This window comes from Dyella sp. (genome assembly GCF_035685805.1).
Classification (GTDB): domain Bacteria; phylum Pseudomonadota; class Gammaproteobacteria; order Xanthomonadales; family Rhodanobacteraceae; genus Dyella_A.
The window spans coordinates 22,771-44,414 of sequence record NZ_DASSAB010000003.1 but is presented as its reverse complement, the minus strand read 5'-3'; the positions used below and the strand labels follow the sequence as shown (position 1 = coordinate 44,414).

22 protein-coding genes are annotated in these 21,644 nt (G+C 68.5%); 11 read left to right on the top strand and 11 right to left on the bottom strand.

The features are described from left to right. Positions 1-66 precede the first annotated feature (66 nt). The 5 genes from VFG40_RS00385 to VFG40_RS00365 form a co-directional block, all read right to left on the bottom strand. Positions 67-654 (bottom strand): hypothetical protein, encoded by a 588-nt coding sequence (locus tag VFG40_RS00385; protein WP_324893710.1) that lies wholly within the window; start codon positions 652-654, stop codon positions 67-69. Continuing rightward, entirely contained in the window at positions 651-1,148 is a 498-nt protein-coding gene (locus tag VFG40_RS00380; protein WP_324893708.1) for an RNA polymerase sigma factor, read from the bottom strand. The genes VFG40_RS00385 and VFG40_RS00380 overlap by 4 nt, the downstream gene beginning before the upstream one ends. A 6-nt stretch (positions 1,149-1,154) precedes the next feature. After that, a complete protein-coding gene (locus VFG40_RS00375) occupies positions 1,155-1,895 on the bottom strand; it encodes a hypothetical protein (protein WP_324893705.1) in 741 nt (246 codons plus the stop codon). Between the two features lie 157 nt (positions 1,896-2,052). Next, positions 2,053-2,469 (bottom strand): DUF4156 domain-containing protein, encoded by a 417-nt coding sequence (locus VFG40_RS00370; RefSeq protein ID WP_324893703.1) that lies wholly within the window; start codon positions 2,467-2,469, stop codon positions 2,053-2,055. A 102-nt stretch (positions 2,470-2,571) separates the two neighbouring features. Further along, the gene (locus VFG40_RS00365; RefSeq protein ID WP_324893701.1) at positions 2,572-5,445 is read right to left on the bottom strand and encodes a M16 family metallopeptidase; all 2,874 of its coding nucleotides are present in this window, start codon (positions 5,443-5,445) and stop codon (positions 2,572-2,574) included. A gap of 265 nt (positions 5,446-5,710) precedes the next feature. On the opposite strand from VFG40_RS00365, the gene VFG40_RS00360 reads away from it, so the two are divergent. The 7 genes from VFG40_RS00360 to VFG40_RS00330 all read left to right on the top strand — a co-directional run bounded on the left by VFG40_RS00360 (position 5,711) and on the right by VFG40_RS00330 (position 10,758). Beyond that, complete coding sequence (locus VFG40_RS00360) at positions 5,711-5,926, top strand: hypothetical protein (protein WP_324893699.1); 216 nt, start codon at positions 5,711-5,713, stop codon at positions 5,924-5,926. Positions 5,927-6,006: 80 nt separating this feature from the next. Then, a complete protein-coding gene (locus VFG40_RS00355; protein WP_324893697.1) occupies positions 6,007-6,480 on the top strand; it encodes a tRNA (cytidine(34)-2'-O)-methyltransferase in 474 nt (157 codons plus the stop codon). A gap of 81 nt (positions 6,481-6,561) precedes the next feature. Continuing rightward, a complete protein-coding gene (locus VFG40_RS00350) occupies positions 6,562-7,212 on the top strand; it encodes a ubiquinone biosynthesis accessory factor UbiJ (RefSeq protein ID WP_324893695.1) in 651 nt (216 codons plus the stop codon). Next, on the top strand, positions 7,209-8,858 hold the full coding sequence (gene ubiB, locus VFG40_RS00345; RefSeq protein ID WP_324893693.1) for a ubiquinone biosynthesis regulatory protein kinase UbiB: 1,650 nt from the start codon (positions 7,209-7,211) through the stop codon (positions 8,856-8,858). The genes VFG40_RS00350 and ubiB overlap by 4 nt, the downstream gene beginning before the upstream one ends. A gap of 103 nt (positions 8,859-8,961) precedes the next feature. Next, on the top strand, positions 8,962-9,663 hold the full coding sequence (locus VFG40_RS00340; protein WP_324893691.1) for a pseudouridine synthase: 702 nt from the start codon (positions 8,962-8,964) through the stop codon (positions 9,661-9,663). 76 nt (positions 9,664-9,739) lie between these two features. Further along, entirely contained in the window at positions 9,740-10,162 is a 423-nt protein-coding gene (gene arfB, locus VFG40_RS00335; protein WP_324893689.1) for an alternative ribosome rescue aminoacyl-tRNA hydrolase ArfB, read from the top strand. An 8-nt stretch (positions 10,163-10,170) separates the two neighbouring features. Beyond that, positions 10,171-10,758 (top strand): 1-acyl-sn-glycerol-3-phosphate acyltransferase, encoded by a 588-nt coding sequence (locus VFG40_RS00330; protein ID WP_324893687.1) that lies wholly within the window; start codon positions 10,171-10,173, stop codon positions 10,756-10,758. A 3-nt stretch (positions 10,759-10,761) separates the two neighbouring features. On the opposite strand, the gene VFG40_RS00325 is transcribed toward VFG40_RS00330, so the two are convergent. Further along, on the bottom strand, positions 10,762-11,796 hold the full coding sequence (locus tag VFG40_RS00325; protein WP_414649221.1) for a LysR family transcriptional regulator: 1,035 nt from the start codon (positions 11,794-11,796) through the stop codon (positions 10,762-10,764). A 131-nt stretch (positions 11,797-11,927) separates the two neighbouring features. Between VFG40_RS00325 and aceB the strand changes: the two genes are divergently transcribed. Further along, positions 11,928-13,520, top strand: a complete 1,593-nt coding sequence (gene aceB / locus VFG40_RS00320) for a malate synthase A (protein ID WP_324893683.1) — start codon at positions 11,928-11,930, stop codon at positions 13,518-13,520. Between the two features lie 44 nt (positions 13,521-13,564). Beyond that, positions 13,565-14,857 carry an isocitrate lyase gene (aceA, locus tag VFG40_RS00315; RefSeq protein WP_324893681.1) on the top strand — a complete coding sequence of 431 codons (1,293 nt, stop codon included), beginning with the start codon at positions 13,565-13,567 and terminating at the stop codon, positions 14,855-14,857. A gap of 53 nt (positions 14,858-14,910) precedes the next feature. On the opposite strand, the gene VFG40_RS00310 is transcribed toward aceA, so the two are convergent. The 3 genes from VFG40_RS00310 to VFG40_RS00300 form a co-directional block, all read right to left on the bottom strand. After that, complete coding sequence (locus tag VFG40_RS00310; protein WP_324893679.1) at positions 14,911-16,701, bottom strand: cation:proton antiporter; 1,791 nt, start codon at positions 16,699-16,701, stop codon at positions 14,911-14,913. A 225-nt stretch (positions 16,702-16,926) separates the two neighbouring features. Further along, the gene (locus tag VFG40_RS00305) at positions 16,927-18,426 is read right to left on the bottom strand and encodes a YifB family Mg chelatase-like AAA ATPase (RefSeq protein WP_324893677.1); all 1,500 of its coding nucleotides are present in this window, start codon (positions 18,424-18,426) and stop codon (positions 16,927-16,929) included. A 155-nt stretch (positions 18,427-18,581) separates the two neighbouring features. After that, a complete protein-coding gene (locus VFG40_RS00300; RefSeq protein WP_324893675.1) occupies positions 18,582-18,839 on the bottom strand; it encodes an accessory factor UbiK family protein in 258 nt (85 codons plus the stop codon). A 189-nt stretch (positions 18,840-19,028) separates the two neighbouring features. Here VFG40_RS00300 and glnK point away from each other — a divergent pair, with 189 nt between their 5' ends. Further along, the gene (glnK, locus tag VFG40_RS00295) at positions 19,029-19,367 is read left to right on the top strand and encodes a P-II family nitrogen regulator (RefSeq protein WP_324893673.1); all 339 of its coding nucleotides are present in this window, start codon (positions 19,029-19,031) and stop codon (positions 19,365-19,367) included. 5 nt (positions 19,368-19,372) lie between these two features. On the opposite strand, the gene VFG40_RS00290 is transcribed toward glnK, so the two are convergent. Beyond that, the gene (locus VFG40_RS00290) at positions 19,373-19,912 is read right to left on the bottom strand and encodes a CcdC protein domain-containing protein (RefSeq protein WP_525931235.1); all 540 of its coding nucleotides are present in this window, start codon (positions 19,910-19,912) and stop codon (positions 19,373-19,375) included. A gap of 102 nt (positions 19,913-20,014) precedes the next feature. Then, the gene (gene gpmA / locus VFG40_RS00285; RefSeq protein WP_324893669.1) at positions 20,015-20,758 is read right to left on the bottom strand and encodes a 2,3-diphosphoglycerate-dependent phosphoglycerate mutase; all 744 of its coding nucleotides are present in this window, start codon (positions 20,756-20,758) and stop codon (positions 20,015-20,017) included. A gap of 175 nt (positions 20,759-20,933) precedes the next feature. Here gpmA and VFG40_RS00280 point away from each other — a divergent pair, with 175 nt between their 5' ends. Further along, positions 20,934-21,584, top strand: a complete 651-nt coding sequence (locus VFG40_RS00280; protein WP_324893667.1) for a DUF4097 family beta strand repeat-containing protein — start codon at positions 20,934-20,936, stop codon at positions 21,582-21,584. The last annotated feature ends 60 nt before the right edge of the window (positions 21,585-21,644 follow it).

Here is a 21,644-nt window from a genome sequence, read left to right as displayed (position 1 = left end):
GGCGCCCTGGACGTGGTCGCAAAGTGTCCAGCATGCCGGGATCGCCGGTGCGGGGAAAGCCGCTGCTCAGCCGTCATCGGCGAGGAACCGGGCGATCCGGCTCAAGCGTCGGCGCTGGCGGCGGATGTACCAGAGATTGAAAGCGACGGTGGCCAGCACGATCGGTCCATTGAACGCGACCTGCACCAGCAGGATCTGCCGCAGCCGATCATCGTGTTGCCAGCGTGCGGGCTGAAGTTGCGGCCAGGCCAGCACAACGACAACGACCAGCAGCAAGGCGAGACCATACAGACCGGCCTTGGCCAGACGGATACCCGCGTGCGCCCTGTGCTCGGTCAGCTGCATCAGCGCCCTGGCGTTGTCTCCTCGCGCGCGCCAGGTGCCGCGACGTAGCCAAAACGACGCCATCCAAAACACCAGCACCAGCACCATCGCGGCGATGCAGAAGATTTTCCAGCGCAGGCTGAGCGCGGGGTGATGGATCAATCCCGCGGTCTGTACCAGCGCCAGTAGCGAGGTGACCGCCTCGAAAGCCACCATGGCGACCATCCGCCAATGCTTGTTCCTCACCTGGCGCTGTAGCCGTTGCACATCGACCACCGGCTGGTGCTGCCAGCTCTCGCTCCACTGGCGCCACTCGTCCTGCTCGATCATGCGCCACCTCCAAGTCGCTGCTTCAAGGCCGCCCGCGCCCGGTTCAGGCGCACGCCGACGGCATTCACCTGAATGCCCAGTGCGTCGGCGATGTCGGCATGGCTGAAGCCTTCCAGCGCCAGCGTTACCGCCTGTCGCAAGGCCAGCGGCAGTGCGCGCACCGCGGCCTGCAGCCGCATGCCTTCCTGCCAGGTGTGGGCCTGCTGCTCCGGTGCGATGCCGGGATCCGGCAGATCCTCCGGCAGCGCGGTTGAGCGCGGTCGCCGCTGCTCGCCCAGCACGTGGCTGGCACCGCGGTTATGTGCGATCCGCGCCACGAACGTGCGCATGCCGGCTTCTTCCCGCCAGCCTGGCAGCGCACGCCACAGGGCCAGTGCGATCTCCTGCAGCAGGTCGTCGCGTAGGGCCGGATCGGCCTCGTAGCTCGCCGCGATGCGCGACATCAGGCCGGCATGCTCTGCGAGTACCTGGGCGAAGCGATGACCTGCTCCCACGACGCCTCAGCCCGCCTGCGACGGGCCGGCCAGGTCACGCCAGGCGGCATAAGCCAGCAGGGTGCCTAGTGGCATCAGCAAAAGCAGCAGCGGCATCGCCCACGGGGTGGACAACGCCACGGCGAACAGCGCGAGCTGCGGCAGCAGGGCGAGCGCGAAGGCCGCGGCGTGTGCCGCCACCCGCTGCAGGCTTCCCGCCAGCGACGCCAACACACCCTCTCCACGGAACAGGAACAGCGGAGGCGCCAAGGTCAGCAGCGTCGCGGGCACCAGGCCGGGCAGCAGCAGCACGAACTCCAGGCGGCGCGTCTGCAGCGCCGGGTACTGCATGAGGTGACCGAGCACGACGGCATCCCAGACGACTGGCCCGTAGACCAGCATGGCGCTGGCTACCTGCACGGCGAACACGACGAGTCCGATGGCAGCGGCCAACGCCCACAGCGATGGCCAGCGCGGGTGGCGCCAACCCGCAACAAGGCAGCTGAAGCGCAACGCTTCGCCGCGCGCGAGGTGATCCAGTCCAATCCAGACGCCCACCGCCAGCATCGGCACCACCGCCTTGGAGAGCACCGTGCCCACCGCGGGCAGCAGCTGCAGCAGGGCCTCGGCCACCAGGCAGGCGAGGCTCAGGAACACCAGCTTCAACGGGGCACGACGCCAAAGGCGAAGCGCGTCGCGATACCAGCCGCTGGCGCGGGTCAGCGCGGAAGGAGCGGGGAGCATTGCGGGGGGCGCGGCGGTCGACATCGTCATTCCTTGATGAGTGATGGTTTCTCCTTAGTCCATCGCCGCGCCGAAAACCTTACAGGCCAGCCGCGGGTAGCCCGGCTTATCGGATCACGAGCACACGAAAAGGGCGCCCGAGAGCGCCCCTGCATCGTGCACGTTGGACGTAGTTGCCCGCTCAGCCGCCCTTGATCGGGTAGGACTGGAAGCCGGCCGCCGGCACCGTGGCCGGCGCGCTGCTTCCGCTGCTGGCTGGCGCCGTGCCGCTCGCGGGCAGGCGCTGGCTGCCGCAGCGGTAGGCGCCCCACGGCTGCGAGCCGTCGGCCGGCTCGCCGAGCGGCTTGATGGTGTCGGCATGCATCTTGGCCGCCTCATTGCGCGCCATCACCTCGAGCTCGTCGCGCACCTTGATGTCGTTGCGATCCACCGGGCCGACCCGGTCCATCACCGACACGGTGACCTTGCCCAGCTCCTGGCACTGCGAGACATCGCCGTTCCAGGAGGTGCGCACGGCCTTGCCGGCGTCATCGAGCTTGATGCCCCAGGAGCACGCGCTGAGCAGCACGACGGGAACGAGCAGCAGGGTCTTGCGCATGGAAAGCTCCGCGGTGGATGACATGAAAACGGGAAGGCCGAGCCGTTGCCGGCCCGGCCTTCATCGTAACGCGGGAACGCCGTGGCGTTCCCCAACCGGCGCTTACTTGCCGGCGGCGGGGGCGCCGGAGACCGGCTTGCCGTCAGCGTCGAGCACCTTCATCGCGCCCAGGTCGAGCTTCTGCAACGGCTGCTCGATCTTGGACAGGTCGCCCACGATCACCCAGGTGAGCTGGTTGGGATGAATGATCTCCTTGGCCGCGGCGTTGACCTGGGCGTCGGTCTGGGCCTCGGTGCGTGCCTTGAGCGTCTGCACATAGTCGTCGGGGCGGTGGTAGAGCGCGATGCCCTGCAGCGCGCCCATCACCGCATCGGTGGTCTGGTAGCTGCCCGGCAGCGAGCGCACGTCGCCGGACTTGATCTTGTCGATCTCGGCCGACGTCAGCGGCTTGTCGCCCACCACGCCCCTGGCTTCCTTCAGCATTTCCGCCACCGACTCGGCGGTCTTGTCGGTCTGCACCGGCGCGTACAGCAGGAACGGCCGCTGGCCCTGCGCCTGCTGCAGGAAGCTGAAGGCGCCATAGGCCCAGTGCTTGTCTTCGCGCAGGTTCATGTTCAGGCGCGAGGTGAAGGTGCCGCCGAAGGCACTGCTCATGGTCTCGATCGGCAGGTTGTTCGGCGCCTCGGTGGAGGGTGCCAGCACGCCGGCGAGGATCAGCGTCTGCTGCGCCCCCGGCCGGTTGATCAGGTACACGCGCGGGTTGGCCGGCGGCTCGACCTTGGCGAGGTACTTGGCCGGGACCTTGCCGCTGGCCTTCCAGTCTCCGAACTCCGCGTTGAGCTGCGGGATGATCTTGTCCAGCGTGGTGTCGCCGGCGACCAGGATCTTGACGTTGTCCGGACGGATGAAGTCCTTCATGAAGCCGCGCATGTCGGCGGTGGTGAGCGAGGTGATCGACTCCTCGGTGCCCGAGCCGGTGAACGGGATGGCGTAGGCGTGCCCCTCGCCGTAGAGCAGCGGCGGCAGCGTGCGCAGCGCGATGCCCACCGGCTGGCTCTTCTCCTGCGCGATGCCGGCCAGCCACTGGCCGCGCACGCGGGCCACGTCGGCGTCGCGGAAGGCCGGGTTGCGCACGATGTCGGCGAACAGGTCCAGCGACGGCTTGAGCTGGTCATCCAGCGCGTTGAGCGAGGCGGTGCACGAATCCAGCCCGCAGCCGGTGCTGATGATCGCGCCCAGGCGCTGCTTGCGCTTGGCGATCTCCAGCGAATCGAGTGCGGTGGTGCCCTCGTCGAGCATGCCCATGGTGAAGCTGGAGGTGCCTAACTTGCGCCCCTGGTCGGCCGCGTAGCCGGCGTTGAACTGCAGTGCCACCTGCACCGCCGGCACGGCATGCCGCTCGGCCAGGATCACCTCGATACCGTTGGCAAGCTTGCCGTGCTGCAGGGTCGGGAAGGTGAGGTCGGGGAAAGTCTTCACCGCCGGCACGCCCTTGCTGCGGTCGACGCCGCTCTTGACCGCATGGAAATCGCCCTTGGCCGCCATCACCGGCTCCGGCTTGCCCGGCGCGGCGGGGCGACCGCCCACGGTGGCCATGTCCTCGGCTTCGACCTTGCCCGGCGTGACGGTGAGGGTGTAGTCGCCCTTGCCGATCCACTGGTCCGCCGCGGCCTTGACGGTGGCCGGGGTGGCCGCCATCAGCACGTCGAAGTCTTTCTTGTACTGGCCGGGGTTGCCCGAGTACAGCTGGCCCTCGGCCAGGATCGAGGCCTGCGTGTTGACGCGCTCGAGCCCGCGCACGAAGGCGGCGCGGACCTCGGTCTTGACGCGCGCGAGTTCGTCGGCGGTCGGGCCGTTGGCGAGGAACTTCTGCCACTCGTCGGCCACCGCCGCCTCGACCTTGGCCGGGTCGACGCCCTTCTTCACGTCCACCTGCAGCTGGAACAGGCTGGCGAGCGCGTGCTGCTCGATGTCCACCGAGACGCTGTCGGCCAGCTTGTCCTGGTAGACCAGGCGCTGGTAGAGGCGCGAGGTCTTGCTGCCGCCAAGCACGGCGGCGGCCAGCTGCAGCTGGGTGGTGTCGTCGCTGGTGCGCGGCGGCACGTTCCACTCGCGGTAGATGCGCGTCTGCGCCACGTTGTCGGTCATCGTGCCGCGGGTCGCTTCCTTGCGCGGCGCCACCCACGCCTGCGGGCGCGGCACCTGCGGACCGGGGGCGATGTCGCCGAAGTACTTCAGCGCCTTTTCCTTTGCCTGCGCCACGGTGATGTCGCCGGACAGCACCAGCACGGTGTTGGCGGCGCCGTAGTAACCGCGGAACCAGTTCTTGACGTCGTCCAGCGAGGCGGCGTTCAAGTCGCCCATCGAGCCGATGGTGTCGTGGTGATACGGATGGTTGGCCGGGAACGCCTCGGCCTGGATCAACTCGCCGACCCGGCCGTAGGGCTGGTTCTCGCCCTGGCGCTTCTCGTTCTGCACCACGCCGCGCTGCTCGTCGAGCTGCGGTTTGCCGATCGCGCCGAGCAGGTGGCCCATGCGATCCGATTCCATCCACAGCGCCATGTCCAGCGCGGTGGTCGGCACGGTCTCGAAATAGTTGGTGCGGTCCAGCCAGGTGGTGCCGTTCTGGTCGGTGGCGCCAGCGAGCTCGAACGGCTTGAAGAACTCGTCGTTGTGGTTCTCCGAGCCCTGGAACATCAGGTGTTCGAACAGGTGCGCGAAGCCGGTCTTGCCCTTGGGCTCGTACGACGAGCCGACGTGATACCAGATGCTCACGGCGACCACGGGCGCCTTGTGATCCTCGTGCACGACCACGGTCAGGCCGTTGGGCAAGGTGAAGCGCTCGTAGGTGAGGTCGGGGATCGACTGCGCGGCGGACGCAGCGGCGGGCGAGGCATCGGCGGCAGCCAACACGGGCGCACCGGCGCCCAGGGTCAGCAGACCGGCAATCAGCAGGGCAAGCGGTTTCTTCGACACGGTGAAACTCCTTCTCACGGGTTAACTGCCCGACGGTAGTGCCCCCGCCGCATCGGTCGCAAATGACGAATGGCAGGGGTGCGTCCGCGCGTCCGCTGCGTTGTCCGGCAGCGGACGGCCGCTGTCCGCGGACACCTTTGCGGCGCGGGCCAGGCAATGACAAATGTCACTGCATCAACGGGTTATCGGTGACTGACGCGCTGGCACGGCGCTTGCGAGAGTAGCGGCACGGACATCCCGCCCTGGTCACGCAAGGAGACACCCCATGAAATTCGAATCGCTGCTGCTGCGCTGCCTGTTTGTTGCCTGCCTCACCGTCAGCGGGCTGATCGTCGGCGCGATGCTGATCCAGACTCCGCCATCGGTCCGCCTGGCTGCCGCGGGCGTCACGGCGCCGGTGCTCGGTAGCGCATTGGTCGCGCCGGCGGCCGGCTGCGCCCTGCCCCCCGATGGCGTGTTCTGCCCCCGCCAGCAAGGCTGAGTTGAGGGCGGCGGCGTATCGGGCGCCGCAGCGCGCGTTCGCCCAAGCGCATTGGCCTCGATCGCGGCGATAATGCGCCGATGTTCCACGTCATCCTGTTCCGCCCCGAGATTCCACCCAACACCGGCAACGTGATCCGGCTGTGCGCCAACACCGGCGCCACGCTGCACCTGATCCGGCCGCTGGGATTCACGCTGGACGACGCGCGGCTGCGGCGCGCCGGCCTGGACTACCACGAGTACGCCCGCCTGGCGGTGCACGATGATCTCGCCGGCTGCCTGGCGGCGATCGGCCAGCCGCGAGTGTTCGCGTTCTCCACCCGCGGCCGCACTGCGCACGTGGAGGCACGCTTCGCGCCCGGTGACGCGCTGCTGTTCGGCTGCGAGACGGCCGGGCTGCCGGCGGAGGTACTGGAGGCGATTCCGGTGCCGCAGCGCCTGCGCCTGCCGATGCTTGCCGAGAGCCGCAGCCTCAACCTCTCCAATACCGTGGCGATCGCCGTCTACGAGGCGTGGCGGCAGTGCGGGTTCGCCGGGGCGGCAGCGCTGGCGTAGTCGGGCGGCGTCGACGCGCCCCTTCGTCAACGGCAATTGACCGCACCGCCGTGGCCGCGCGGCGACCGCTACAATCGGCCGATGACTGCGACCACTCCCAACGCCTGGCTGCCTCTGCCGCTGCGCCGCCTCGCCGGCCGCGCACTGGAGACGGCGCTCAACCACACGCTGTCGCTCGACCCCGACACCCAGCAGGCGCTGCGCGCACTCGATGGCCGGACGGTGCAGCTGCACCTGCGCGGGCCGGAACTCGCGCTTGCGGTCGCCGTGCAGGGCGGCCGGTTGCAGGTCAGTCCGCCGGCGGATGACAGCCAGCTGCGCGTGGCCGCCACGCCGGGCAGCCTGCTCGGCATGCTGCTGCGGCGTGGCGGCGACGGCGTGGCGCCCGGCAAGGTCGAGATCGCCGGCGACGCCGATCTCGCCCGGCGGCTGGAGAAACTGGCCAGCCGCTTCGCCCCGGATTTCGAGGAGGCGTTCGCGCGCAGCTTCGGCGACGTGCTCGGCGTGCCGCTGGCGCGCGCGATCCGCAGCGGGCTTGGCCATGCCAGGGACACCGCCGCACATCTGGCCGAAGACGGCGCCGACTGGGCGCGTGACGAGGCGCAACTGGTGATGGGCCCGGGCGAGGTGGACGATTTCCTCGACGGCGTGGACGCCCTGCGCGAGCGCAGCGATCGGCTGGAGGCACGCCTGGCGCGACTGCAGCAGCGTCTTCAGGGGCCGGCCGCATGAGGCGGCTGTCGGTGTTCCCGCGGCTGCTGCGGGTAGCTTCGGTACTGCTGGCGTGGCGGCTGGACGAGATCGTCGAGACCGCCCACCTGTTCCGTCCGCTCAAGCTGGTGCGGCCGTTGTTCGGCACGCCGCGACCGGACGTGGCCTCGCTCTCGCGCGGCGCCCGCCTGCGTGGCGCGATGACCGAGCTGGGCCCGATCTTCGTCAAGGCCGGGCAGGTGCTGTCGACCCGCCGCGACCTGATACCCGCGGACATTGCCGACGAACTGGCACTGCTGCAGGACCAGGTGCCGCCGTTCCCCGGCAGCGAAGCGCGTGCGGTCGTCGAGCGCGAACTCAAGCAGTCGGTCACCACGCTGTTCACCCGCTTCGATGAAACCGCGCTGGCCTCCGCCTCGATCGCCCAGGTGCATGCGGCCACCCTGCACGACGGTCGCGAGGTGGTGGTCAAGGTGCTGCGCCCGGGCATCGCCAGGCGCATCGCCAACGACGTGGCGCTGCTGCGCTCGCTGGGCGAACTGGTGAACCGTTGGCATCCGAACGCCGACAAGATCCGCCCGCTGGAAGTGGTGGCCGAGGTCGAGAAGATGCTCGAGAACGAGCTCGACCTGCAGCGCGAAGGCGCCAGCGCAAGCCTGCTCAAGCGCAATTTCGCCAGCGGCGTGGACATGTACGTGCCGGCGGTGGAGTGGGACCTGACCACCGACGGCGTGCTCACGCTCGAGCGCGTGTATGGCGTGAGCTGCGACGACGTGGCGGCGATCGACGCGGCCGGCGTCGACCGCAAGGCGCTCGCCGTAAAGGGCGTGCGGGTGTTCTACGAGCAGGTGTTCCGCGACAACTTTTTCCATGCCGACGCGCATCCCGGCAACGTGTGGGTGGACCTCACGCGCAAGGACGATCCGCGCTTCATCGCGCTCGACTTCGGCATCATGGGTTCGCTGCCGGAGGCCGACCAGTACTGGCTGGCGCAGAACTTCATCGCGCTGTTCGAGCGCGACTACCAGCGCATCGCCCAGCTGCACATCGACGCCGGCTGGATGCCCGCCAGCATGCGCGTGGACGAGCTGGCCGCGGCGGTGCGCACGGTGTGCGAGCCGTACTTCACCCGGCCGCTGTCGCAGATCTCCATCGCCGAGCTGGTGGTCAAGCTGTTCCGCACCGCGCAGAAGTTCGAGCTGACCCTGCAGCCGCAGCTGATCCTGCTGCAGAAGACCCTGCTCAACATCGAAGGCGTCGGGCGCATGCTCGACCCGGATATCGACATCTGGGCGGTGGCGCACCCGGTGCTCGAGCGCATCCTGCGCGAGCGCTACAGCCTGCGCCGCACCCTGAAGGAAGCACGCAAGCGCCTGCCCGAGTGGATCCACGCCGCGCCGCAGTTGCCCGATCTGGTGCGCGATGCGCTGCGCCAGGCCGGGCGCGGCGAGATGCGCAGCGTCAGCGACCCGCTCGCGCTGGTGCTGCAGGCGGATATCGCCCGGCGCCAGCTACGGCTGCTCGGCGGTGCGCTGCTCGGCGGTGCCCTGCTGATCGGCGCCACGCTGCTGTGGACGCTGGCGCCGCAGCAAGGCATCTGGCCGCCGCTGGCCGCCGCCGTGGCGGGACTGCTCGCCTTTGCGGTCACCTGGCCTCGCCGCCGCTGACTTCCGGCCAGAGCCTGCTTGCGGGCGATGCCGGTCGCTCTGAATCGTTATCGAAATCAGGACATCGTCCGCGCGCGGGCGCCTGCCGCATCCCCAGGAATGCATGATCGAGATCCTCTACCAGGACGATGCCCTGATCGCGGTGAACAAGCCCGCGGGCCTGGCCGTGCATCGCTCCAAGATGGTCGGCAACGCGGAGGAATTCCTGATCGACCTGCTGCGCGAGCAGATCGGCGGCAACGTGTACCTGGCGCACCGCCTCGATCGCGCCACCAGCGGCGTGCTGCTGATCGCGCGCTCCAGCGAGGTGGCCAGCGCGCTGGGCGAGCAGTTCATGGGGCGCGACGTGCGCAAGCAATATCTCGCCGTGGTGCGCGGCTGGCCGGAGCCGGTCGAGGCGCTGATCGACTACCCGCTGCCCGGCTCGCGCGAGACCGGCCCGCGACGCGAGGCACGCACGCACTACCGCCGGCTCGCCACGGTGGAGGTGCCGATTGCGCTGGGGCGCTATCCGCAGCAGCGCTATGCACTGGTGGCAGCGGAGCCGGAGACCGGGCGGTTCCGGCAGATCCGCAAGCACATGGCGCACATCCACCACCCGATCATCGGCGACTGCCAGCACGGCCGCGGCGACCACAACCGCCTGTACAAGCAGCACTTCGGCTGCCACCGCATGCTGCTGCACGCGCGGCGCATCACCCTGCGTCACCCGGTGAGCGGCGAGCCGCTTGCGATCGAGGCACCGCTGGACGAGGCGTTCAGTGCGCTGCTCACGCGCTTCGGCTGGCCGGCCAGCCCCCTGTGATGTCGATCCGGTGGCCGGCCCTGCAATGGCGCAGTGCGCCTTCGCCGGTTTGCGCCGGTCGCCTACACTGCGCGCCATGTTGACGATCAGCCGCACTCTCGCCATTCCCGACGCCGAGCTTGTCGAACGCTTCCTGCGTGCGGACGGTCCGGGCGGGCAGCACGTGAACCGCACCGAGAGCGCGGTGGAGCTTCGCTTCGACGTGGTGCGCTCGCCCAGCCTGCCCGACGCCGTGCGCGAGCGGCTGCTGTCGCGGCGGGATCGCCGCCTCACCGACGATGGCGTGCTGGTGATCCAGGGCCGGCGCTTCCGCGACCAGGGCCGCAATCGCGACGATGTGCGCGAGCGCCTGGCGGAGATCATCCGCGGTGTGCTGGTACCACCGAAGAAGCGCGTGCCCACCAAGCCCACCCGCGGCTCCAGGGAACGCCGCCTCGCCGGCAAGCAGCTGCGCAGCCGCATCAAGCAGGGCCGCGGCAAGCCGGGCACGCACGAATGAGGCCGGTGGTGCCGCCGCTGCCGCCGCAGGCGCCGCGTATCCGCAACCGGTTCTGGCCGTGGCTGTGCCGTGGACTGCTGCGACTGGGCGGCTGGCAGCTCCGCGGCGAGCTGCCGAACCTGGCCAAGCTGGTGGTGATCGGGGCACCGCATTCGAGCAACTGGGATGGCGTGTGGGGCCTGCTGATGAAGGTGGGCCTGGGGATCGACATCTCGATCATGATCAAGCGCGAGCTGCTCGACAGCCCGCTGGGGATCATCCTGCGCCCGCTCGGCCTGATCCCGATCGACCGCGGCGCCGCCACCGACATCGTGCAGCAGATGGCGGCGCGGTTCGCCCGGCAGGAGCGGATGTGGCTGGGCATCACGCCGGAGGGCACGCGGCGCAGGGTCACGCAGTGGAAGAGCGGGTTCCTGCGGATAGCGCATGCGGCGAACGTGCCGATCCTGCCGGTGTTCATCGACTACCCGAGCAAGAGCTTCACGCTGGGGCAGCCGGTGATCCTGGGTGAGGACGAGCGCGACGAGGTCGCCATGGCGCGCATCCGCGCCCTGTTCCGCGGCTACCGCGGCAGGCATCACGACGTCGACGATTGAACATCAACGCTCGGAGTGGCCCGGCTGGTCGTAGTCGCGGTGGGTCAGCAGGCCCGGGCGGATCAGGTCGATGAAGGCGCGCGCCTCGGCGCCCAGGAACTTGCCCTTGCGCATCACCACGCCGTAGGCGCGCTGGGGGAAGTACTGCTTCATGTTGCGCACCGCCAGGCGTGCGCGGTCGGCCGCGGTGATGCAGATGCCGGTGACGATCGAGATCCCCAGCCCCATCGCCACGTACTCCTTGATCACGTCCCAGCCGCCGACCTCGATGGCGACCTGGTAGGGCACCTGGCGCTGCTGGAACACCAGGTCCACCAGCCGGTAGGTGGACAACCGCTGTGGCGGCAGGATCAGTCCGTAGGGCGAAAGATCCTCCAGGGTGAGGTCGACCTTGCGCGCCAGCGGATGATCCAGCGGGGTGATCAGCATGGGGTCGTAGTGGTAGATCGGCGCCCAGGCGATGTCGTTGGGCACGTCCAGCATGGAGCCGACCGCAAAGTCGGCCTTGTCCTCGCGCAGCATCGCCATGCCGTCCTTGCCGGTGACGTTGGCCAGCTGCAGTTGCACGGCCGGGTACTGCTCGCGGTAGCGACGCACCAGCTCCGGCAGCAGGTACTGGATGGTCGAGGTGCCGGCGGCGATCACCAGCCGCCCCGCGTGCAGGCCCTTCACCCGGGCCTGGAAATCCCGATCGAGGTTCTCCCACCCTTCGACCAATGGCCGGGCCAGCTCGTACAGCGCTTCGCCGGCGTCGGTCAGGTTGATGCGGCGCCGGTTGCGCTCCATCAGCGCCACGCCCAGATCGCGTTCCAGCGCCTGCAGCTGCAGGCTGATCGACGGCTGGGACAGGTAGAGCGACTCTGCCGCCCGCGTCAGCGTGCCGAGTTTCACCGTCGCCACGAACGCCCGCAGCTGCTTCTGACGACTGCCCTTGTAGTAGAAGCGCGCAGGATCGGCGGCCTCCTTCACGCCCCCTGTACGCTTGCGTACGGCGCCCGAAGACGACTTTCCACTCGATTTTCGGGCCGGGGGCGCCATGCAAAGGTCTTTACATTCAATGTATTGAAAAGGACATTGGTATTATCAATGTCAAAAATTGAAACATTTGCTTTGTCAAAGCATATCAGCCAGTCCTAGTTTGGCGCTCCACCCGAGGCGGAGCGAAAGTCATGGCCGTACCCAAGGAACGCCTGCAGAAGGACCCGGTGCAGATCTACGCCGACAGCACCGGCTACGAGGAGATCCTCACCCCGGCCGCGCTGGCATTTCTGGCCCGGCTGCACCGGTTTGCCGAACCGCGCCGCCAGCAGCTGCTGCAGGCCCGCGCGACACGGCAGGCCCGTTACGATGCCGGCACGCTGCCCGATTTTCGCGCCGACACGGCCTCGATCCGCACCGGCGACTGGCGCGTCGCGCCGATTCCCGAGGCGCTGCGCGACCGCCGCGTGGAGATCACCGGTCCGGTCGAGCGCAAGATGATCATCAATGCGCTGAACTCTGGCGCGAAAGTGTTCATGGCCGACTTCGAGGATTCGTCGGCGCCGAGCTTCCGCAATCAGCTCGACGGGCAGGTCAACCTGCGCGACGCCGCCAACGGATCGATCAGCTACACCTCGCGCGAGGGCAAGCGCTACGAGCTCGCCGGTGAGACCGCGGTGCTGGTGGTGCGTCCGCGCGGCTGGCACCTGCCCGAGCGGCACGTGGTGGTGGACGACCAGGTGATGGCCGGCGCGCTGGTGGATTTCGGCCTGTTTGCGTTCCACAACGCGCACCTGCTGCACGCGCACCAGCGCGGACCGTACTTCTACCTGCCCAAGCTCGAGGCGATGGAAGAGGCCGCGCTGTGGGACGACGTCATGGCGCTGGCCGAAGCCGAGCTCGATCTTCCCGCCGGCTGCATGAAGGCCACGGTGCTGATCGAGACGCTGCCGGCGGTGTTCCAGATGCACGAGATCCTGCATGCGCTGCGTCGGCGCGTGGTGGGACTCAACTGCGGCCGCTGGGACTACATCTTCTCCTACCTCAAGACCCTGCGCGGACATCGCGACCGGCTGCTGCCGGAGCGGAGCCAGGTGGTGATGACGGTGCCGTTCCTGAAGGCGTACTCGGAACTGCTGATCCAGACCTGCCACCGCCGCGGCGCGTTCGCGATGGGCGGCATGGCGGCGCAGATCCCGATCAAGGGCGACGAGGAAGCCAACGCCGCCGCCATGGCCAAGGTGCGCGCGGACAAGCTGCGCGAAGTGCAGGCCGGCCACGACGGCACCTGGGTGGCGCATCCGGCGCTGGTGCCGGTAGCGCAGGCCATCTTCGACGAACACATGCCGGGGCCGAACCAGCTCGGGCGGCTGCGCGAGGACGTCGCGGTCGGCCGATGCCAGCTGCTGGCGCCATGCGCGGGCTCGATCAGCCGCGCCGGCTTCGACAACAACGTCGAAGTGGCGCTGCGCTACACCGCCGCCTGGCTGGACGGGCTGGGCTGTGTGCCGATCCATCACCTGATGGAAGACGCCGCCACCGCAGAAATTGCCCGCGCGCAGCTTTGGCAGTGGCTGCATCACGGCGGCGTGGAGTTCACCGACCACGCGCCGATCGACTTTGCCTTGTTCGATCAGGCGCTGGCGGCGCACACGCACAGGTTGCGCGAAAGCACCCATCCCGGTGCCGCCAAGGCCGATGCGGCCGCAGCGCTGCTCTCGGCGCTGACCCACGACGACCAGCTGGCCGATTTCCTGACCCTGCCCGCCTACGACCAGCTCTGACCGACCCCACCTGCCCCGCGATCCTCATGCTTTGGAGCACGACCATGAAAAATACCCTGCCGACTGCCGAACAGATTTCGCTCGACTGGAGCAACAACACCCGCTGGAGCGGCGTGCAGCGTAATTACACCGCCGACGACGTGGTGCGCCTGCGCGGCACCGTCGGCGTCGAGCACACGCTGGCCCGCCGCGGCGCCGAGCGGCTGTGGAAGTCGCTGCACAAGGAAGACTTCGTCAACGCGCTGGGCGCGCTGACCGGCAACCAGGCGATGCAGCAGGTGAAGGCCGGGCTGCAGGCGATCTACCTCTCGGGCTGGCAGGTGGCTGCGGACGCCAACGTGGCCGGTGAGATGTACCCGGACCAGTCGCTTTATCCGGCCAACTCGGTCCCGCTGGTGGTCAAGCGCATCAACAACACGCTGCTGCGCGCCGACCAGCTGCATCACGCCGAAGGCAACGACAGCACCGATTGGCTGGTACCGATCGTGGCCGACGCCGAGGCCGGCTTCGGCGGCGTGCTCAATGCCTTCGAGCTGATGAAGGCCATGATCGAGGCGGGCGCCGCCGGCGTGCACTTCGAGGACCAGCTGGCCTCGGTGAAGAAGTGCGGCCACATGGGCGGCAAGGTGCTGGTGCCGACCCGCGAGGCGGTGGACAAGCTCAATGCCGCGCGGCTGGCCGCAGACGTCTGCGGCGTGCCGACCCTGCTGGTGGCGCGCACCGATGCGGACGCCGCCGACCTGCTCACCTCGGACATCGATCCGAACGATCGCCCGTTCATCACCGGCGAGCGCACGGTGGAGGGCTTCTTCCGGGTCAAGCCGGGCCTGGACCAGGCGATCAGCCGCGGCTTGGCCTACGCGCCGTACGCCGACCTGATCTGGTGCGAAACCAGCAAGCCGAACCTGGACGACGCCCGCAAATTCGCCGAAGCCATCCATGCGAAATACCCCGGCAAGCTGCTGGCCTACAACTGCTCGCCCAGCTTCAACTGGAAGAAGAACCTGGACGACGCCACCATCGCGAAGTTCCAGAAGGAACTCGGCGCGATGGGTTACAAGTTCCAGTTCATCACGCTTGCCGGCTTCCACAGCCTCAACTACGGCATGTTCGACCTGGCCCACGGCTACGCGCGCCGCCAGATGAGCGCATTCGTGGAGCTGCAGGAGAAGGAGTTTGCCGCTGCCGATCGTGGCTTCACGGCGGTCAAGCACCAGCGCGAGGTCGGCACCGGCTACTTCGACCAGGTGACCCAGGCGATCCAGCAGGGACAGTCCTCGACCACCGCGCTGACCGGCTCCACCGAAGAGGCCCAGTTCAAGCACGCTGCGGCCTGAGCCCGGCAACAGCACCGGGAGCGCTGCGTATGCGCAGCGCTCCCGGTGGCAGCTCACTCGCTGGGCTGCGCCGGAACCAGGGCAATCACCAGCCAGCCCGAGCGCGGCTCCACCTCCCGCTTGGTCGATACCACCCGCAGCGCTCCGCGCTCCTCGATGCCGAAAAGCAGGATCGCGCCCGACCCGTACTGCTCGATGAACTGCGGCCAGTCGAAAGCGGGCGTGAGCCGGGTCGACTTGATTCGCCAGCCGGCGCCGAGCAGCTCCGCAAAGCGGCCATGGGTCATGCCGTCCTCGAACAGCGGTGGCGCCAGCAGGCTTTCCGCCAGCGAAGCGCGGTCGGTGCTGTCCTGCGGTGCCAGGTTGCGCAACCGGTAGACCTTGCCGCGCCCGAATTCCTCGCGATAGTGCAGGCAGGCGAGCGAGTTGCGCTCGCGATGCGTGGACATCGCCAACAGTCGGCCGATGCCGGTGAGGTCCAGGTGCCGCTCGGCGTGAGTGGAGGCCGGGTTGCCGAAGAACGTCGGCAGCCCGTCCATCCGCGCGGTGCGGATGCCCTCCCAGTCGTCGTCCGCCAGCAGCACGCGCACACCCGCCTCGTGCAGCGCCTTGGCCACCGCCCGGGCCACGATGTCGGCACCAAACACCAGCACACCGCGCGGCTCCGGCTCCGCTACCTTCAGCCAGCTCGCCAGGGGCCGCGCCGTGGCGCTCTGCAGCACCACGGTGCCGATGATCAGGATGAACACCAGGGGCACCAGCGCCTCCGCGCCGGGCAACCCGAGCGCGCCGAGGCGCAGCGCGAACAGCGCGGAGACCGCCGCCGCCACAATGCCGCGCGGCGCCACCCAGGCGATCAGTGCCCGCTCACGCCAGGACAAGCTGCTTCCCGCGGTGGCGATCGCCACCGTCAACGGCCGGATCACCAGCTGCGATGCCAGCAGGATGCCAAGCCCCGCCATCAGCATGCCCGGCGGCAGCGGCCACGGCAGGCGAGCGGCGAGCAGGATGAACAGGCTCGACACCAGCAGCGTGGTGAGGTGCTCCTTGAAGTCCAGGATGTCGTCCACGTGCACGCCGCGCATGTTGCCCAGCGCGATGCCCATGATGGTTACCGCCAGCAAGCCCGATTCATGGGCAACCGCATTCGACAGGCTGAAGCTCAGCAGCACGGCCGCGAGAGTGCCGAAGTTCTGCAGGTATTCCGGTATCAGCTGGCGGCGCAGCATTTGCGCCAGCACCGCGGCCGCCACGGCGCCGGCAACCACGCCACAAAAGATGGTGCCCAGAAAGATCGCGATCGTGTGGCCCTGCTGCCGCGAGATGATCGCCTCGTAAATGAGTACGGCGAACAATGCGCCGAGCGGGTCGATCACGATGCCTTCCCAGCGCAGTGCGCTGGCGATACGGGCGTTCGGGCGCAGCGTGCGCAGCATGGGCGCGATCACCGTGGGTCCGGTGACACAGGTCAGCGCGCCGAACAGCAGCGCGATGTCCCAGCTGAGGCCGGCGAGCAGTCGAGCGGCCGCTGCCAGCAGCAACACCGCAACCACCGCTCCGTAGCTGACCAGGCCGCGCACCGCACGGCCGATGCCGCGCAATTCGGCAAAGCGCAGGCTCAGGCTGCCTTCGAACAGGATCAGCGCCACGGCCAGCGACACCATCGGAAACAGCAGCGGCCCCAGCAGTCGGTCCGGCGCGACGATGCCGGCCACCGGTCCCAGCACGATGCCGGCGAGCAGCAGAAACAGGATCGCCGGCAACTTTACCCGCCATGCCAGCCACTGCGCGAGGAACCCCGTTCCCAGAAGGCCGGTGAGCAACAGGCCGAGTTCCATATTCATGCGACTCCCAGATCGTGCAGCGCTCCATCGGAGCACGCGCATCGGCCGGCGTCCACCCGGGCGGCAGGCAAGTCGAAGGAAAGGAAGGGAGAAAAGATCGCCCCGGTATCGGCGGGAGGGGGAGACCGATACCGGGGCGCGGGGTCGGCGCTTTAGCGAACCGACGGGTTCAAATATAGCAGGGGCGACAGCCCAGTCAATACCGGCCGGTACAGAAATGGCTCCTCAGAAGCGCCGGTACTGCAGCGCCTCGGCCAGATGCGAGCGATCGAGCAGCGCGGCGCCGCCATCGAGGTCCGCAATCGTGCGGGCCACCCGCAAAACCCGGTGATATGCCCGCGCCGACATGGCAAGGCGTTCCAGCGCGGCCTCGAACCACCGCCGTTCCGCTGCGCCGAGCGCGCAGTCGCGTTCCAGCTCACGCGTGTTGATCTCGGCATTGGCGCGTCCGGCGCGCTGCAATGCGTAGTCACGGGCCCGGATCACGCGGGCGCGCACCGTGGCGGAATCCTCGTCACGCTCGGTGCGCGGCGCACCCAGTTCCGCCAGCGGCACGCGTGGTACCTCCACACTCAGATCGATCCGGTCCAGCAGCGGCCCGGAGATCCGGCCACGGTAACGCTGGATCTGGTCCGGCGTGCACTGGCAGCGCTGTCGCGGGTCCCCCGCATAGCCGCAGGGACAAGGATTCATGGCGCCGATCAGCTGGAACTGCGCCGGGAAGCTCGACTGCCGCGCGGCCCGCGAAATCATGATCTGCCCCGACTCCAGCGGCTCGCGCAGCACTTCGAGCACGTGGCGGCTGAACTCGGGCAGCTCGTCGAGGAACAGCACGCCGTTGTGGGCCAGCGAGATCTCGCCCGGGCGCGGGTACGACCCACCGCCGACCAGAGCCACCGCGGACGCGATGTGGTGAGGCGCCCGAAACGGGCGCTGTCGCCACTGCGTCAGGTCGACCGGTTGCCCCGTCACCGACAGGATCGCGCAGGTCTCCAGCGCCTCGGACTCGCTCAGTGGCGGCATGATGCCGGGCAGGCGTTCAGCCAGCATGGTCTTGCCGGTGCCCGGCGGACCGATCAACAGCAGGTGGTGCCCGCCGACTGCCGCGATCTCCAGCGCACGGCGGGCCTGGAGCTGACCCCGCACATCGCTCATGTCGGGGCCGCCGCTTGCACGATCGACCGCGTCGCAATGCGCCGGCGCGCTCAGGCTGGACGCGTTGTGCAACCAGCCGCAGACCTCGGCCAGCGAGTCGGCCACCATCACGTCGACATCGGGCACCAGCGCGGCCTCGGCCGCGTTGGCCAGCGGCACCACCACGCGGCGACCGCGGGCGCGTGCACGCAGCAGCGCCGGCAGTACGCCGGATACACCCCGGATGGCGCCGGACAGGGCAAGCTCGCCGAGGAACTCGCAATCGTCGAGTTTTTCGCGCGGCACCTGTCCGCCGGCAGCGAGAATCCCGAGGGCGATGGCGAGATCGAAGCGCCCGCCATCCTTGGGCAATTCCGCCGGAGCGAGATTCACCGTGACCTTGCGGTCGGGATAGTTGAAGGCGGTGTTCTGGATGGCTACCCGCACGCGGTCGCGCGCCTCGCGTACGGCCGCTTCAGGCAGGCCCACGATGTTGGTGCCCGGCAGACCCCCGGAGAGATGCACTTCCACCATTACCTGCGGTGCGGTCACACCTTCCTGTGCGCGACTCAATGTAACGGCCAGGCTCATGCGGGCGACCGGGCAGCCAGAGTGGCAAGGAGAGGACGGAGGCTGGATGACGAGCGCATGCAGCAGCTCCGATCAAAGACGCATAAATAACCGCCCCCGACCGTTCTCGGGGTGAGGGTGACAGGTCGGGGGCGGCTCCCGGGAGACGTCGGTGCCTAAGATCCGCGAACAGCGGCCATCGTCTCCAACTCGGCGATGCGCTTTTCCAGTGCCTCGACCTTTGCGCGGGTGCGCGCCAAAAGCTGGGTCTGGACGTCGAACTCTTCGCGGGTGACCAGATCAAGGTGGCGCAATCCCTGCGCCAGGACGTCGTGAAAGTTGGTTCGCAAATCCTGATGCGCTTGAGCCAATCCTGGCGGCACCAACGAAACAAGTCGCAGGGCAATTTGATCGATATCCTGCCTATCCATCATGGATAGCACCTCGAACTCGTCGACATGAAGTCTAGGTAAACGCGTTGTGCAGACGCCATCGGTGGGCTCCCTCAGAGTTTGTAGGCATTTTCCTACACGGGCGGTTGCAGGGCGACAGCTGCTTGTATTCCGGCGCAAAATGGCGCGCCGCGCTGGCCATTTTGCCAGCGTGCGTCAACAGGAGCGTCCATGAAGCTGGTATCGGCGGTGATCAAGCCTTTCAAACTCGACGACGTGCGCGAGGCGCTTGCCGAAGCCGGAGTGCAGGGCATCACGGTCAGCGAGGTCAAGGGCTTCGGCCGCCAGAAGGGCCACACCGAACTCTACCGCGGTGCAGAGTACGTGGTCGACTTCCTGCCCAAGATCAAGCTGGAGGTGGCCGTGGCCGACGAGCAGCTCGAGCGCGTGATCGATGCGATCCAGCAGGCCGCGCGGACGGGCAAGATCGGCGACGGCAAGATCTTCGTCAGCCCGCTCGAGCAGGTGATCCGGATCCGCACCGGCGAGATCGACAACGACGCGCTGTGAGCCTCTCAGTTGCTCGCCTGCACCGCCGCCTGCGCCCGCTCGAAGCGCCGGTGGTGAACCAGCAGGCCACTGAAGTAGGCCACGTAATAGCCCACCAGCAGTCCGAACAGGGCCAGCGTAAGCGGGCTGTTGCCGAACGCGGGCACCGCGTGTGCACCGGCTTCGGCCTGCTGCATCTGCGGCATGATCACCAGCAGGCGCCAGGCTAGCCGTCCGATCAGCAGCACGGTAAGCAGTGCGCCGATCCACGGATTGGGAATGTAGCCGTCGCTGCCGTCCTCGCGCCGCTCGAAGCGGGTCAGGCGCAGCCCGGCGAGCCCGAGCAGCGCGCCCCCCAGCACGCCGCCGGCCAGTCCCTCCAGCAAAAGCGGGTTGTGCAGCCCGCCCAGGCCCATCAGCACGCCGATGGCGGCGAAGATCGCGATGCGCGCGGTCATGCGCCCGCGCTGGATCGGCTGCCGACCGAACTGGGTGCGGATGCGCCGCCAGATCACGAAAGCGATCAGCGGAACCATGATCATGAGCGGCGTAACGTGTGGCGTCATCGCGCAGTGTCCCGACGGAAGGTCGATCCAGAGTAATCCGGCGCCCCATGTGGCACGAGGGCCGGAAGGCACGCGTCGCGAGTGACGGCTGTCATCCGCCGGCTACTTCGCCTTGCCCTGATTGGCCACCGCGGCCATTTTCGCGGCAATCGCCTCGGCGTCGCCGAGGTACTGATGTCCGAGCGGACGCAGGTTCTCGTCGAACTCGTAGACCAGCGGGATGCCGTTGGGGATGTTCACGCCGACGATCTCCTCGTCGGAGATCTGGTCCAGGTATTTCACCAGCGCCCGCATCGAGTTGCCGTGCGCCACCACCAGTACCCGTTGGCCGCTGCGGATTGCCGGCGCCAGTACCTCGTGCCAGTAGGGCAACACGCGCGCCACGGTGTCCTTGAGGCATTCGGTATCCGGGATCTGGGCCGGATCGAGCGCAGCGTAGCGGGGGTCGTGCAGGGCCTCGTTCGCCGCACGCTCCAGCGCCGGCGGCGGGGTGTCGTAACTGCGCCGCCAGATCTTCACCTGCTCCTCGCCGAACCTGGCGGCCGTTTCAGCCTTGTTGAGCCCGGTGAGTGCGCCGTAGTGGCGCTCGTTGAGACGCCAGTCGGTCAACACCGGGATCCACATCTGGTCGAGCGACTCCTGCACGCCCCAGAGGGTGCGCACGCAGCGCTTGAGCACCGACGTGTGCGCCACATCGAACTGGTAACCGGCCGACTTCAGCAGCGCACCGGCTTCCCTGGCCTCGGCAATGCCCTGCTCGGTGAGGTCGACGTCGGCCCAGCCGCTGAATCGGTTTTCGAGGTTCCACTGAGACTGGCCGTGGCGGATCAGGACGACTTTGTGCATGGCAGGGGCATCGCAGTGGAAAAGGAAAATGGTGCAGGGCGCCGCCGCGACCGTCAAATGCGGCCCTGCCAGAGGTCACGCTAAACCCCGGCGGCGGCGGCGGCATCCGAGCTGATGTTGTCTTCCACGGATTGGCGCGCCGGTCGCCATTCCCATCCATGCCAAGGAGTCCACCATGCGCCGTCATCTGCTCGCTTTCGCCCTCATCCTCGCCCTGCCACTGGCTGCCTCTGCGCAGGACAGCATCGACAAGGTCAACGGCAGCGTCACCGTGGAAACCGGCCAGAGCGCCGGCGACGTGAGCACGGTCAACGGCGCGGTGCGGGTGCAGGACGGCGCCACCGTGCGCGAGGCAAGCACGGTCAACGGCGCCGTGGAGTTGGGCGAGAAAGCGCATGCGCGCGAGATCGGCACCGTCAACGGCGCCATCACCCTGGGCGCCGGCAGCCAGGTCTCGGGCAAGGTGGAGGCCGTCAACGGCAGCATCCGGCTCGATCGCGGTGCGGAGGTCGGCGGGCACGCGTCCAACGTCAACGGCTCGATCAGCCTCGATGCCGCCCACGTCGCCGGCGGCCTGGGCACGGTGGCCGGCGACATCACGGTGGGCGCCGACTCGCGCGTGGAGGGCGGGATCGTGGTGGACAAGCCCGGCGGCTGGTTCCACCTCGGCCACCAGCGCACGCCGCACGTGGTGATCGGCCCGCACGCGGTGGTGCAGGGCACGCTGGATTTCCGCCGCGAGGTGGTGCTGCAGGTCAGCGACACCGCGCAGATCGGGCCGGTGAAGGGCGCCACGCCGGTGAAGTTCAGCGGCGCGACGCCCTGATCAGATCACGACAGCGCGGACGCCGACCGGCCGGATGGCGATGTCTCGCCGGCCGGGCCG

Excerpts from the sequence above, each read along its gene's own strand:
- VFG40_RS00385 (WP_324893710.1), bottom strand. The coding sequence starts at position 654 with ATGATCGAGCAGGACGAGTGGCGCCAGTGGAGCGAGAGCTGGCAGCAC.
- VFG40_RS00375 (WP_324893705.1), bottom strand. The coding sequence starts at position 1,895 with ATGTCGACCGCCGCGCCCCCCGCAATGCTCCCCGCTCCTTCCGCGCTG.
- VFG40_RS00370 (WP_324893703.1), bottom strand. The coding sequence starts at position 2,469 with ATGCGCAAGACCCTGCTGCTCGTTCCCGTCGTGCTGCTCAGCGCGTGC.
- VFG40_RS00360 (WP_324893699.1), top strand. The coding sequence starts at position 5,711 with ATGAAATTCGAATCGCTGCTGCTGCGCTGCCTGTTTGTTGCCTGCCTC.
- VFG40_RS00355 (WP_324893697.1), top strand. The coding sequence starts at position 6,007 with ATGTTCCACGTCATCCTGTTCCGCCCCGAGATTCCACCCAACACCGGC.
- VFG40_RS00350 (WP_324893695.1), top strand. The coding sequence starts at position 6,562 with ATGACTGCGACCACTCCCAACGCCTGGCTGCCTCTGCCGCTGCGCCGC.
- ubiB (WP_324893693.1), top strand. The coding sequence starts at position 7,209 with ATGAGGCGGCTGTCGGTGTTCCCGCGGCTGCTGCGGGTAGCTTCGGTA.
- VFG40_RS00340 (WP_324893691.1), top strand. The coding sequence starts at position 8,962 with ATGATCGAGATCCTCTACCAGGACGATGCCCTGATCGCGGTGAACAAG.
- arfB (WP_324893689.1), top strand. The coding sequence starts at position 9,740 with ATGTTGACGATCAGCCGCACTCTCGCCATTCCCGACGCCGAGCTTGTC.
- VFG40_RS00325 (WP_414649221.1), bottom strand. The coding sequence starts at position 11,796 with ATGGCGCCCCCGGCCCGAAAATCGAGTGGAAAGTCGTCTTCGGGCGCC.
- aceB (WP_324893683.1), top strand. The coding sequence starts at position 11,928 with ATGGCCGTACCCAAGGAACGCCTGCAGAAGGACCCGGTGCAGATCTAC.
- aceA (WP_324893681.1), top strand. The coding sequence starts at position 13,565 with ATGAAAAATACCCTGCCGACTGCCGAACAGATTTCGCTCGACTGGAGC.
- VFG40_RS00310 (WP_324893679.1), bottom strand. The coding sequence starts at position 16,701 with ATGAATATGGAACTCGGCCTGTTGCTCACCGGCCTTCTGGGAACGGGG.
- VFG40_RS00305 (WP_324893677.1), bottom strand. The coding sequence starts at position 18,426 with ATGAGCCTGGCCGTTACATTGAGTCGCGCACAGGAAGGTGTGACCGCA.
- VFG40_RS00300 (WP_324893675.1), bottom strand. The coding sequence starts at position 18,839 with ATGATGGATAGGCAGGATATCGATCAAATTGCCCTGCGACTTGTTTCG.
- glnK (WP_324893673.1), top strand. The coding sequence starts at position 19,029 with ATGAAGCTGGTATCGGCGGTGATCAAGCCTTTCAAACTCGACGACGTG.
- VFG40_RS00290 (WP_525931235.1), bottom strand. The coding sequence starts at position 19,912 with ATGACGCCACACGTTACGCCGCTCATGATCATGGTTCCGCTGATCGCT.
- gpmA (WP_324893669.1), bottom strand. The coding sequence starts at position 20,758 with ATGCACAAAGTCGTCCTGATCCGCCACGGCCAGTCTCAGTGGAACCTC.
- VFG40_RS00280 (WP_324893667.1), top strand. The coding sequence starts at position 20,934 with ATGCGCCGTCATCTGCTCGCTTTCGCCCTCATCCTCGCCCTGCCACTG.